The following is a 12232-nucleotide window of genomic DNA, read 5'->3' as shown; positions in this document are numbered from 1 at the left end:
TTGGGTCTGCAGAAGAAGTCTGAATCTCGACTTAAAGCAACCAACTAACGAACCTTAAATAATGGCACTAAAGGTTCACATTCCAAGCGTGTTAGTAAATCTTTGTTTACCAGTGCTGTTTTCAAAATTGGTAATACTTGTTTATAGCAATTCATCAATGCATCGATATCTGCACGACTATGTGAATAACTGATATTATGCGTACCTAATGTCAATATGCCACGTTTCAACATTTCTTGCATAAACAATGTTTTGATCTCATAACTGCTGTTTTCAGCTGTGTCCGAAATCAGCAAGAATGACCACGAAGGATGTCCGGCTGTCGATAAAAAATGTTCGCACTCTAATTCTTTAATTAATGCATTTAGTTCATCTAAGAGATACTCACCAGTAGCCAATAACACAGCCGGTACATTAAGCTTATCAACCTTATCCAATACCACTTTTGCAGCCGCTAAGGACGCAGTTTCGCCACCAAACGTCCCCGAGAAGAAGATATCTTCCATCAAATCCATAATTTCAGCTTTACCAACAACCGCTGATAATGGGAAACCATTCGCAAGCCCTTTACCAAAGGTTGCTAAATCAGGAGTCACACCAAAGTATTCTTGAGCACCACCTTTAGCAAACCGACAACCGGTAATGGTTTCATCAAAAATAAATACAGCCCCTGCTTCTTTCGCTACCTGCTGTACAGCCTGTAAATAATCCGCTTCCGGATACGTCACATTCATCGGTTCCATAATAATAGCCGCGATCTTTCCGTCGTGAGCCTTCACCAGCGCAGTCAGAGAGTCGATATCATTATATTTAAATACTTTGGTTAAATCCTTAGTTGACTCTGGCACACCTAAGCTTCGTGTCGTAGAACCAATATACCAATCTTGCCAGCCATGGTAACCACAGACTAGTATCAGTTCTCTGTTGGTATAAGCACGTGCTAAACGGATCGCGGCAGAGGTGGCATCACTGCCGTTTTTGCCAAATCGCACCTTTTCAGCACAAGGTATCATCTCAACCAGCTGCTCAGCGACTTCCATCTCTAACCTATGTGGCAACGAAAAACTCACCCCCGTCTTGATTTGATCACATACCGCGTTGGTAACATCTTCGTCAGCATAGCCAATCGACACACATAATAATGCGCTCATAAAATCGAGATATTCATTACCATCAACATCCCATACCCTAGAGCCTGCGCCTTTTTCTAAAAATAGAGGTGCAGCACCGACCGGGAATTGAACCGTGCTCTTAGAAAATGTTTGTGAAGCCAAAGGGATTGTTTGTAACGCTCTTTCAAGCATTTGCTCTGATATTTTATAACGTGTCATTCTATGATTCCTGTAATATGGCTCGCGACTAAGGGTTTATAAAACCTTCATTACGCTGAATATTTGTATTTATCTCTTGAAGTTCAGGTTTTTCTGCGAGTAATTTATAAATCGCATTAGCATCAAAATATTGCTCTTTAGCACCTAATATTTCATAGACTTGCGTTACAAACTCAAAATCTTGAGGTTCGTCAACTGTCCAACGATAACTTGAGTTATCAACATCAGAAATATATGCGCCCTTAATCAATCTTGGGTTATTGCGGATATAAGGGGTCACATGCTCTAAATCCACTTTAAACTTCGCATTTAGCCAAGCATCTTTTAAAGCAGAAAAACTCATTACTTCAACATCAAGTCCATCTGGAAATGTTTCGGGATCGACATTCGAGGTATAATCATTTTTATCGGCGATATGTTTCGCAATCACCGCATCTATAATTTCGGCATCCGAAAGTGGACAATCTCCCGTTAATCGCACGACAACATCTGCATTAGCCTGTAACGCTGCCTGATAAAAACGATCGAGCACATTATCCAGATCACCTGCAAAATACGCGACTCCGATTGAAGAGCATAACTGCGTAAGACCGACATCGCTCTCTTGGTTTGAGGTAGCAACAACCAATTCATCGATCAGTTTACTTCGTAATGTTCTCTCAATTTGCCGCTGCAGCATAGGCTTACCAAGAATGGGCTTCAATACTTTATTTGGCAGCCGACGAGAACTGCATCGAGCTTGTAAGATCGCGACTACTTTCATCGTATCACTTCCATAATGACGGGTTAATTAACTGTTCAGAAGATGAAGCAAGACAACTTAAATCAAGCTTATTTTTAAACTGCGGTTCACTCAACAATTTTTGTACATAGTTGGATGCATCCGTAATTTCTATTAATTGTTGTCGATTAAGACAACCAACGACACCGTAATCCATACATTCATTATTACTTAAATACAATAATGCTAACTGTAGCGGGGTCAACGACAACGCTTTGGCCAAATCAAAGTAACGCGTTAATTCGGGCTTAAATTGTTGTAGGTAAGTGGGCAGCTGATTATTTTCACTTAATAACAGTCCCTGCAAAAACAATGATCTGACATGGACTTCAACGCCTTGACGCTTAGCTTCATCCAATAACCCTGACTGTTGAAAACGTTGATCTAAACAATTAGCCGGAATTTGAATGATATCCAAGTCATGCATCGCAAGCGCTGATTCAAGTGCGTCGGGGCTATAAAAAGAAGCCCCTATATGCGCAATTTTTTGTTCACTTTTAAGTTCTGAAAGTATCTCAAAGCTTTGCTTAGATTCTTTACTGAGCACATCTTGTTGATCATGAAATAAAATAGCGTGTAATTTACTGGTCTGCAATCGACTTAATGATTCATCAACGGACTTACGAATGTCCAAGGCATGTGTTTTTGAAGAGGGTATCTTAGAAATAAGATTAAACTCATTACGTTTGTGACAAAGCTTACCAAGCACAGTCTCACTGTCGCCATATGCAGCCGCCGTATCCAACAGATGGATACCAGCATGACTGGCGACTTGTAGAATATGTTGCGCTTCTATCGTACTGACTTTACCACTTTCATTAGTGATACCATAATCCAGACCAAACTGAACCGTACCTAAGATTAAATTCATGATGTTTACTTAGTGTTATATTTAGCGGAGTGAATAAAACGATAACAATTAACAGAACAAAGAGGGGAATGGACCTCCCCTCTCAATAGAATATGCACGCTTATAGAATTAACGTGACAATGCTAAGTAATTATTTTTGTAATCGAGTCTACAACTTGCTGCTGCTGAAGCGTCGTCATATGGTGATAAAGAGGAATACTAATCGCTTGCGTATAATAATCCTCGGCTTCAGGGAACTGTCCTTTACTAAAACCTAAGTCCTGATAATAAGGCTGTAAATGCACGGGTATATAATGCAGATTAACCCCAATTCCCGCCTCTCTAAGCGCAGTAAATACCTCAAGATGCGACAACTTTATTTCATCAAGCTTTAATCGGACCACATACAGGTGCCGACCCGAATAAGATGCGTTTATCTGCTTAGGTAATATTAAAGGCAGGCCTTGCAATAACGTATCATAACCTGCGGCAAGTTGATTTCGTTTCGCAACAAAATCATCTAACCGAGTCATTTGACTTACACCTAACGCGGCTTGCATCTCTGTCATCCGGTAATTATAACCCAGCTCAATTTGCTGATAATACCAGCCACCATGTGTAGGTTCAGTCATTAACTCAGGATCACGAGTAATACCATGGCTACGTAACAAGGCCATTTTATCTGCTAGTTGCGTATTATTGGTAGTCGCAGCACCACCCTCTGCTGTCGTGACAATTTTGACAGGGTGAAAACTAAATACCGTAATATCACTGTATTCACAGTTACCAATAGGTTGATCTTGATAACGACCACCAATCGCATGCGAAGCATCTTCAATAATAGCAAACCCATATTCTTGACCCAGGCTGTGGATCGCTTGCATTTCACAAGGTTGACCGCATAGGTGCACAGGGATCACGACCTTAGGTAAAGGCAAGTTATGTGCTTTCGCATATGCGAGCTTGTCTGCTAATTTTTCAGGGCTAAGATTGTATGTCTCTGCATCAACATCAACAAAATCAATATCAGCACCACAATAAAGCGCGCAATTTGATGACGCAACAAAGGTGACTGGTGTTGTCCATACCACATCGCCCTTACCAACCCCAAGCGCTAAGCAAGCAAGATGCAATGCTGATGTTGCAGAATTAGTCGCCAGTGCATGACTTGCACCAGTGGCATTCTTAATCGCACTTTCAAATAACGGAACCTGTGGTCCTTGCGTCAAAAAATCAGACTTTAATACATTAATAACAGCATCAATATCATGCTGTGTAATCTCTTGCTTACCGTATGGAATCATAGGTTACTCACACTTCAAAATTAGCATCAACATGCTCTTTAATTAACGCTCGTAAGCTCTCAACCGTTTCCCACTCTGTATTCGTACCCGAAGTGTATTTAAATCCGAAGGGTACTTTTTTAGCCTTATGATGAGAAAGGTAATCCTGCTCAGCATAAGTAAATGATACCGAAGGTAAAATAGCGTAATAAGGACCAAGATCTATCGTATTTAAAGAATCGGTATCAGTCAGCATCTCTTCATGTAACTTCTCGCCTGGTCGAATACCAACAATGCGTTGCTTACATTCAGGTGCAATCGCTTCTGCAACATCAAGGATCTTGTATGAAGGGATTTTCGGAATGAATATTTCGCCACCAAGGTGATTACCCAGTGCAAACATAACTAAATTTACACCATCTTGTAACGAAATATTAAAACGTGTCATTTCTTCATGGGTAATCGGTAATACACCGTCTTTTTTCTTATCCATAAAGAATGGGATCACAGAACCACGCGAGCCCATCACGTTACCATAACGAACAACACTAAAACGGATGTCTTTAGAACCACGTATGTTATTTGCTGCAGCAAAAAGCTTATCTGACGTTAGTTTCGTCGCACCGTATAAATTGATCGGTGCACAAGCTTTATCTGTAGAAAGCGCAACGACATCATTGACACCACAAGCCAGCGCAGCGTGAATAACGTTTTCAGCACCATCGACATTAGTACGGATACATTCTGTCGGGTTATATTCTGCCGTATCTACTTGTTTAATGGCGGCAGCATGAATAATAACATCAACACCTTCACAAGCTTGCGTTAAGCGTGCTTTGTCTCGCACATCACCAATAAAGAAACGTAGTTGAGGATAATCAAAATCTGGATACTGCTGTTTAATGACTGATTGTTTTAGCTCATCACGAGAATAGATGATGATTTTTTTTACATCTGGATAACGAGCTAAAATAGTTTCGATAAACTTTTTACCAAATGACCCTGTGCCACCAGTAATAAGAACTGATTTATTATTAAGCATTATTTCACCATCTTTTATTTAAATTATAATCATTTAAAATGACTGCGTTAAAACGCCAAAAAACAATGGCGTTTAAACATGATATTCTGATTTGAACCGCGTTTATGGCGGTTATTATATTCTTCTCGAGCATAAAAATACAGTCGACAAGTTAAATGTTAATTAAGCCTGTTCACTAAAGATAAATGCAGGGTACATATGGGTTGCAAACCCTTCTTTAAAGTAACCGATTTGAACTTCTTTATCTGTCGGTGTATTACGATCGTGCGGATAAGGTCGTTGTCCAATGCAATACGTCGTCAACCCTTGCGATTTCATATACTCAATCGCTTTATACTGCACTGCATGGCCCAAAGGTTGATCAAACAGTTCCCGTTTATAAACACCAACACCATATAGCCCCTGCCGTTGATTAATTCGGAAATAGCCACCGCCGACAAGTATCCCCTCATCATCCCTTAGGGTAATAAGAAAACCTTTGCCAGATATTAGAGAAGCATGTAGCTCGTCCCAAGTCGACTTAGGTCGAGTTTCACGCCCAGCAACAGCAATATGTAGCAGCCTGAACTCTTCAAAAACATCAGCACAACTATCTGCGAAAATATCAATATTCCAGCTGCGTAATCCCTTGCTAACCAAAGGTCGAAAACTTTTTCTAAAGCCACCTTTTATAAGGTCTAAATCACGGTTAAGATCGACATACAAAAAATGCGTCACATCAAACAGCTTATATTTATCTTGTAATGACTTATACCAAAGTGAGCAGCCATCACTGAGCATGTTATATTTAAGTGTGCAAGTAGCTGTTTTCGCTGTTTTAATTTCAGTTAAGATTAAATGGGCTGAGTTAACTACCTTTTTTGCAACCTTTTCCGCCAAGTTAGGTAACAGCAGTGGCGGTAAGACTTCTGAACCATTACTACCGATCCGGCTTTTACCCTCGGACTGAGAAATACTCAGTGGCCATACTGCGACAGGTTTGCCACTCGCAAAAAAAACCATTGCCTGCTGTTGGAATTCAAGAACTGAAGAAAAATATAAGTGATGATAATCTACTGCAGCAAGATCATAATCAACATCATAATTTTTCACCGCAGATAATACTACATCCCAATCATCGCGAGAATCACCAATGTGTTTAACCGTTAACCCACTGTTTTTTATCAATTCTTTAATACTATCAAAATTCATATATTATCTAACCCAATCAAGCATGAATAACTAAACATTTCTCTTCTTTGACAATAGCATACACCGAAACAATAGCCAAAATGGCTAGCATTATAGCATTGTTAAAGCAGAAGTTAGCCATAATAATAAGATCTTCATGCTTTTTAAAATAATGATTAAAGTGTTAAGAATGAATCAGGCTAACCACGTTTTAGTTCACATCAACCGTTTCATTACGTCGCAATAACTCATACAAAAACGAAGCCTTATTCCAATCATCAATCGTGTCGATATCTTGTACCTGAGATGCATTCAAAATTATAGGCTTAGCATTACATGAAAAAATAGGTTTACCCGTAGAAAAGGAGTCATAGGTTCCCCAATAAAATTGTCCTGCGTCATGATACGCTGATTCAAGATCCTGAGAACGCGTATTAAAATGTTCCGGTTGAAACATTTCGACCCTGCCAGTCTGATTTAGACGAAATGCACGTTGAATAGGGTAACTAAATTCAGTGGCACTGAAGCAGTAATCCAAACGTTCAGCTGTTAACATTTTAAGACCCTTAGCTAAGCTTTTCGGCGTAACAAAAGGGGCGGTAGCATACAAGCAGCAAATTAATGCAGTATCTTCTAATGCTAATGTCGTTATAGCATGCTGTATAACTTCAATCGTTGTCGCATAATCATCCGAGATACATGCTGGGCGTAAAAAAGGGACTTCAGCACCGTACTGTAAAGCAATGTTGGCGATCTCTTGATTGTCGGTAGAAACAATAACCCGCTCAAAACACTTACTTGCCAAGGCTGCCTCTATTGAGTACGCGATTATTGGCTTACCACAAAATAACTTAATATTTTTTTGCGGGATTCTTTTACTATCGCCACGAGCTGGGATGATAGCTATATTCATACTCAAATATCCTTTTTATACGCCAACCAAGTACAGTATTAATACACGCTGCTAATATTGAAAACGCCAAAATACCGACACCAAACATTATTAGTACAAGAATTATACCTTTCAGTAAAAATAAACTAGCTCTATCATATACAGCCAGACTTATACTACACTACCGACGATATCTCTTTTGGAAGCAAGATATCAGCCTCACCATGAATACAAAGAAGATCTCGATGTAAGACCTTCGTACTTAAAGTAAGCTTACGGCCTATCTGGGACAGTACCTGAATGGTTACCTCGACCTCAGCGCCCACTTGAATCGGTTTTATAAAGTACAAAGTTTGACTTAAATAAATCGTTCCTTCTCCAAAAGGAGGGGCTGAAAACATACCAGAAAACAAACTTCCTACTAGCATGCCATGACAAATCCGACCTTTAAATCCATATGTTTGCGCTAACTTGTCATTAAAGTGTATGGCATTTTTATCTTTACTCGCATCAGAAAAAAAATTCACCATTTCATCTGTAATTAAAACTGTTTTAGTCACAGAGTTAGGGATATCTCTCGTTACATTATCTTGCTCTGATTTTATTTTAAATCGCCAATTTTTTTCCAGTATTGCTAAACAGTAAATATCATGCCAGTCATTCATCCCCTGATATGCCTGTTTTTTAATACCTTCGATATTGAAACCAGCTCTTCGGTGACGTAATACATCTGCAGAATTGAATCCCAGAATTTCACACTCTAAACGTCTTATATTAAGCACGTTGAATGCATATTCAAGTGCAGCAGTCACTATGCTGCACTCATCGTCACTCGTATTATTATCGCCCGTAAAAATGTCCCATGAAGCCGAGCCTTGTTCTCCGGTGTAATTCGAAAATACGATAAGCCCGACAGGGTTATCTTCAATCTCAGCAACGATTAAACAAAACCCCTTATCCATCAGAACAGAATCCCACCAGTGTTGATGCTCCACTGAACTGGTTTCATTATAAAGATGCTTATTATCTCTAACTTCGCAGCGATTACGCCACTTTAGCGCGACTTGTAAATCTGTCGACTGCATTGTTCTTAATCTGCAAGTCATAAATATCCTCTATATTAGTGCTTCCCTATGAACGATTAAATATCCACTATTTCCAAAACACCTTCAGTCTTAAGTTTTTCAATCGTATCTTTTAGTTCCCAAAGAGGGACTCCAATTATCTCCGCGATGTCAAGATTACTCAACATACCATCTGCATACGCTAAAAAGTTCATCATATCTTCGACTTGCGCACTAGTATCTTTAGTACTGATAGTTGGATACAAGCCTCTTTTTCCTAGCTGTGGCTCACAAAGTACTGTAGGGCGCAGCACTTCATTGTGTTCAATGCATTCAATTGATTTTTTCAATACTTCAAAGCCACCAAATAAACCTGCTGGCGTAACGAGATTTAAATCATCTAACGAGGTATGGTATTCAGGATAACAGCCATATTTTGTTCGCATAACTGAACAAACAGGAAGATCGATTCCAGGACTACAGTATTGACGTTCGTCGCTGCCCCGTTCCAAATAACTATAAGTAATATATTCAGGTTGTGATTGCTTTAATACGTGTAGCGCAACACGATCTGACAATGTATTGCCCTTTCGAGAAGGTAGATACGAATAAGCGCGGTCATCTCCGATACAGGTAATATTGAAGCCCGCTATCACCTTCTTTTTCATTTCTTTATAATGTTGGCTTAAATATGTGATAGAACCAATTGTTTCAGGAATAATCGCTATACGGTATGTATATTTACGATTTTCAAGTTGAGATAGCCATTTGGCAATAAATGTAGTTACAACTGGTCCGGAAAGCTCATTATTTGCCATTGAAGGGTGACACAGATAACTTGATAAAAATATTTCTTTATCCGATGACCCAGGAATAATTAACTCACCATAAGTAAGAGAACCATTTTTTAGTTCACTATCAATAAATACGTGATATTCACCTGGTTCAAGTAAATCTCGCTCTTGCTGCGAAATACAAAATCCCCAACGCTCCTTATAATATGATGTAATATAAGGAATCGCATTGGGCTGTTCTGGCAGTGAGTAAAGATGATCCTGTAATTCATCTAGCGTGACAACATTGTTAACCGGAGTCGAGTAGCCTAAAACATGTAAATTTGAATTTTTAAATTCGCAGATCTTTTTACCGCTAGGAGTTATTATATAAGCATCTTTAATATTCCATTCTTTTGGTACTTCCCAATCAAAACACTTGGTGCCTGTTGGAACCTCAACGGCCTTTAAATTTGGTATATGTTCAGACAACATAGCCAATGACTGGCGAAAACCATTACCAGTAATACTACGGCAGATTGGGAACATTTCACTGCACAATTCGTGCATTTCAGTACCTAAATTAGACATTACTTTCTCCATCTATACGATATAAAATATTTTCAGCTTTACCCGTTTTAATAATATCTGAAACAAATGTATACATATCTCGAGCTGAAATAGTTCTTAAACCGCACCCGTCATTAGGTCTGCAACCAGAATATAACCCCTCTTCCCACATAAGCTCACCAGCTGGGTCAACATGCGTTAATACACCTTTTTCTATATTACGTACAAATAAGCTGTATGTTTTAGATTTTGTGTTCCCGAGTATATCAGTATAAGCGCCTGTGAATTCCTTATGATATCGATAATCGACGTTGTGCATTTCTTCTACGTGATGGTAAAAGGTCATGCTGTTCTGTTCCGGTAAATCTAAAACTGCAATCCGCCCATTCATTTCTCGAAGCTTAGCAAATGGTGAATCACTACCGTATCCACTCACATTATCAGTAGTCACAAATTCTTCAGCACGTCGTCCAATAACTGCAAATGAATAAATTGGATGTGCGGTCCTTAATGCTCCGGGATATAACCTCGCAGCCTCGGTAAGAGCCCCCATATGAGAAGGGGTACTTTCTATATCAAAAGCAACGCCATCTGCAAAATCAAAGTTAAATAGTGGTATTACTAATGTACCAGATGGACCAATAGCATCTAAAAAAGACTGGAGAATATCTTGCGGGCTTAATTTCACCCCTAACTTTAAGTGACGTTTAAAAAGACGCTTAATACTACTGTGGACCAATAGAACATCTCCATCTTGAACACCTGCTAATTTCCACTCATTCGCTAATATTTTTATCACTTTATGCTCCAAGATTTTGTGAACTAAATAGCCTATAACATGAATATAATTATATCATTTTAAATAAATACTTAAACCAATTGATTATAGATCTAAAGTACATTTCGATTAATGGCTAGGTAGCTTAAGGATATCAGAATATGGTTAAAATCGGTTTACTCACAACTAGAATTATGTGGTAAAATAACGCTTTAAAAAATCGCTAACTAATACTGATTTGGTTCTCCAACAACGGCTAAGCTTAAAACCATGAATACAACCTTAAATAAATCACAATCAAAATGGATCACTACATCTACAATAGGAGTGATACTCTGTGCTTTACTTCTTTTTCTATATCCTAAGGGATATATTCTTGGTACGGTAATCTTACTCGTCATCTCTATTACAGCTGGATTTTATAAAAAGTTAACTTGGCATAAAAACTTAACGTTATTAGCAATAACGATTATCATTTTCACTATTCCGCATATTATCAGCCTAATACAAGCAAGCGGGGATATTTCCAGTGTAAAAAAAGCAGCCAGAGGCATACCATTACTGCTTGCTGGTGCGTTCTTGATCCGTTTTAAACCAAAACAGCAATTTGTTTATGCTAGCTTCTCCTTAAGCCTTATCATTGCTTTTATAATCATGGTTAACGAACAAATGACAGGATTTAACCGTGCTAACTATGCCGGATTTAATATAAATCCATTAATGATTGCTATTGTTGCCGTAATGTCTTTTACTTTACCCAATATTCATACCAACAATATCAAGCTTCGTATTTTAACTTATAGTGGATTAATCTTGGGCGCTACCACTATAATAATGTCAGAATCTAAGGGCGCGTTTCTAGCCCTTTTGACTGTTCTCTTAATTTTCTTGTGCATGCCATCTAATCTTAAACGAGTGTCGAAAAAGGCATATGCAGGTATTATCTGCCTACTAGTGCTCGGTTCCATCGCAGTAATGTCTATCGGCACCAATAATCCACTTGTCTCCCGAGTCTCTGATGCTTCACGCAATTTCATCACTCATATTGAGAATCCAAATTCAGACGAGAAAGAATCCTCAACTTCGATTCGTTTAGAACTATGGAAAGGAGCATTAGTCTTATTATCTGAAAAGCCCATTTTTGGTTACGGTACCTTTCCAGCACACAAACGAATGGGCGAGTTATATGATGAAGGCTACTTAGCTAAATATATGGGTAAGTATACACAAACACATTTCCATTCAATGTATTTTCAAGCGCTTGGCAATCGAGGTCTTTTTGGGTTATCCACAGTAATACTATTATTACTAATCCCTGGCTATATTCTGCTTAAGCATAAATTAATCAATCCGACTTATTCACTCAGTGGTTTACTTGTAATCATCAGCTATATAGTCACCGGCATTGCCGATGTGTCGCTTTCAAGTACCTCTGCTTCCAGCACTTATTTTGTATTAATTCTACTTTGTGTATCACAAGTATCTGCCTACAAAGTTGAAGCTCACCCAGCTAAAGCAAAGTGATTCTTGTCGTCAACGGTTTAAGCATTGTGATATAAATCACTTTAGACTTCTAAAACCTCTTACAAGCATTTAATGTGTCGGTACTACCTACCGGCACAAGTTATTTCAGCTGCTATCCTTAACCCTTAATTGTGAATATACCAAGTTCTAAACGTAACTCTATGTGTAAATATG

At 38.7% G+C, this 12232-nt stretch carries 11 protein-coding genes; 1 reads left to right on the top strand and 10 read right to left on the bottom strand.

All coding sequences use genetic code 11. The annotated features are described in order from the left end of the window. Positions 1 to 44: 44 nt before the first annotated feature. The 10 genes from HWV02_RS03340 to HWV02_RS03295 all read right to left on the bottom strand — a co-directional run bounded on the left by HWV02_RS03340 (position 45) and on the right by HWV02_RS03295 (position 10555). Complete coding sequence (locus HWV02_RS03340; RefSeq protein ID WP_211689711.1) at positions 45 to 1331, bottom strand: aminotransferase class III-fold pyridoxal phosphate-dependent enzyme; 1287 nt, start codon at positions 1329 to 1331, stop codon at positions 45 to 47. A gap of 28 nt (positions 1332 to 1359) precedes the next feature. Further along, the gene (locus HWV02_RS03335) at positions 1360 to 2094 is read right to left on the bottom strand and encodes a cytidylyltransferase domain-containing protein (RefSeq protein WP_211678448.1); all 735 of its coding nucleotides are present in this window, start codon (positions 2092 to 2094) and stop codon (positions 1360 to 1362) included. Positions 2095 to 2098: 4 nt separating this feature from the next. Beyond that, positions 2099 to 2983 (bottom strand): aldo/keto reductase, encoded by an 885-nt coding sequence (locus tag HWV02_RS03330; protein ID WP_211678447.1) that lies wholly within the window; start codon positions 2981 to 2983, stop codon positions 2099 to 2101. Positions 2984 to 3105: 122 nt separating this feature from the next. Next, positions 3106 to 4266: a UDP-4-amino-4,6-dideoxy-N-acetyl-beta-L-altrosamine transaminase gene (pseC, locus tag HWV02_RS03325; RefSeq protein WP_211689710.1), complete on the bottom strand. Its 1161-nt coding sequence runs from the start codon at positions 4264 to 4266 to the stop codon at positions 3106 to 3108. 7 nt (positions 4267 to 4273) lie between these two features. After that, positions 4274 to 5287 (bottom strand): UDP-N-acetylglucosamine 4,6-dehydratase (inverting), encoded by a 1014-nt coding sequence (gene pseB, locus HWV02_RS03320; protein ID WP_211678445.1) that lies wholly within the window; start codon positions 5285 to 5287, stop codon positions 4274 to 4276. 162 nt (positions 5288 to 5449) lie between these two features. Then, on the bottom strand, positions 5450 to 6478 hold the full coding sequence (locus tag HWV02_RS03315) for a FemAB family protein (RefSeq protein ID WP_211689709.1): 1029 nt from the start codon (positions 6476 to 6478) through the stop codon (positions 5450 to 5452). 190 nt (positions 6479 to 6668) lie between these two features. Continuing rightward, entirely contained in the window at positions 6669 to 7370 is a 702-nt protein-coding gene (gene pseF / locus HWV02_RS03310) for a pseudaminic acid cytidylyltransferase (protein ID WP_211678443.1), read from the bottom strand. 155 nt (positions 7371 to 7525) lie between these two features. After that, a complete protein-coding gene (locus HWV02_RS03305) occupies positions 7526 to 8455 on the bottom strand; it encodes a GNAT family N-acetyltransferase (RefSeq protein WP_211678442.1) in 930 nt (309 codons plus the stop codon). A gap of 35 nt (positions 8456 to 8490) precedes the next feature. Continuing rightward, complete coding sequence (locus HWV02_RS03300) at positions 8491 to 9777, bottom strand: DUF4910 domain-containing protein (RefSeq protein ID WP_211678441.1); 1287 nt, start codon at positions 9775 to 9777, stop codon at positions 8491 to 8493. Continuing rightward, positions 9770 to 10555 carry an AAC(3) family N-acetyltransferase gene (locus tag HWV02_RS03295; RefSeq protein WP_211689708.1) on the bottom strand — a complete coding sequence of 262 codons (786 nt, stop codon included), beginning with the start codon at positions 10553 to 10555 and terminating at the stop codon, positions 9770 to 9772. The genes HWV02_RS03300 and HWV02_RS03295 overlap by 8 nt, the downstream gene beginning before the upstream one ends. Positions 10556 to 10804: 249 nt before the next feature. On the opposite strand from HWV02_RS03295, the gene HWV02_RS03290 reads away from it, so the two are divergent. Further along, positions 10805 to 12058 carry an O-antigen ligase gene (locus tag HWV02_RS03290; protein ID WP_211689707.1) on the top strand — a complete coding sequence of 418 codons (1254 nt, stop codon included), beginning with the start codon at positions 10805 to 10807 and terminating at the stop codon, positions 12056 to 12058. Positions 12059 to 12232: the final 174 nt, after the last annotated feature.

It is taken from the genome of Moritella sp. 28 (assembly GCF_018219435.1).
Classification (GTDB): Bacteria; Pseudomonadota; Gammaproteobacteria; order Enterobacterales; family Moritellaceae; genus Moritella.
This window is presented reverse-complemented; position numbering and strand designations above follow the sequence as displayed.

What these genes read in the sequence shown, in the direction of transcription:
- HWV02_RS03340 (WP_211689711.1), bottom strand. Translation starts at nt 1,331, where the DNA reads ATGACACGTTATAAAATATCAGAGCAAATGCTTGAAAGAGCGTTACAA.
- HWV02_RS03335 (WP_211678448.1), bottom strand. Translation starts at nt 2,094, where the DNA reads ATGAAAGTAGTCGCGATCTTACAAGCTCGATGCAGTTCTCGTCGGCTG.
- HWV02_RS03330 (WP_211678447.1), bottom strand. Translation starts at nt 2,983, where the DNA reads ATGAATTTAATCTTAGGTACGGTTCAGTTTGGTCTGGATTATGGTATC.
- pseC (WP_211689710.1), bottom strand. Translation starts at nt 4,266, where the DNA reads ATGATTCCATACGGTAAGCAAGAGATTACACAGCATGATATTGATGCT.
- pseB (WP_211678445.1), bottom strand. Translation starts at nt 5,287, where the DNA reads ATGCTTAATAATAAATCAGTTCTTATTACTGGTGGCACAGGGTCATTT.
- HWV02_RS03315 (WP_211689709.1), bottom strand. Translation starts at nt 6,478, where the DNA reads ATGAATTTTGATAGTATTAAAGAATTGATAAAAAACAGTGGGTTAACG.
- pseF (WP_211678443.1), bottom strand. Translation starts at nt 7,370, where the DNA reads ATGAATATAGCTATCATCCCAGCTCGTGGCGATAGTAAAAGAATCCCG.
- HWV02_RS03305 (WP_211678442.1), bottom strand. Translation starts at nt 8,455, where the DNA reads ATGACTTGCAGATTAAGAACAATGCAGTCGACAGATTTACAAGTCGCG.
- HWV02_RS03300 (WP_211678441.1), bottom strand. Translation starts at nt 9,777, where the DNA reads ATGTCTAATTTAGGTACTGAAATGCACGAATTGTGCAGTGAAATGTTC.
- HWV02_RS03290 (WP_211689707.1), top strand. Translation starts at nt 10,805, where the DNA reads ATGAATACAACCTTAAATAAATCACAATCAAAATGGATCACTACATCT.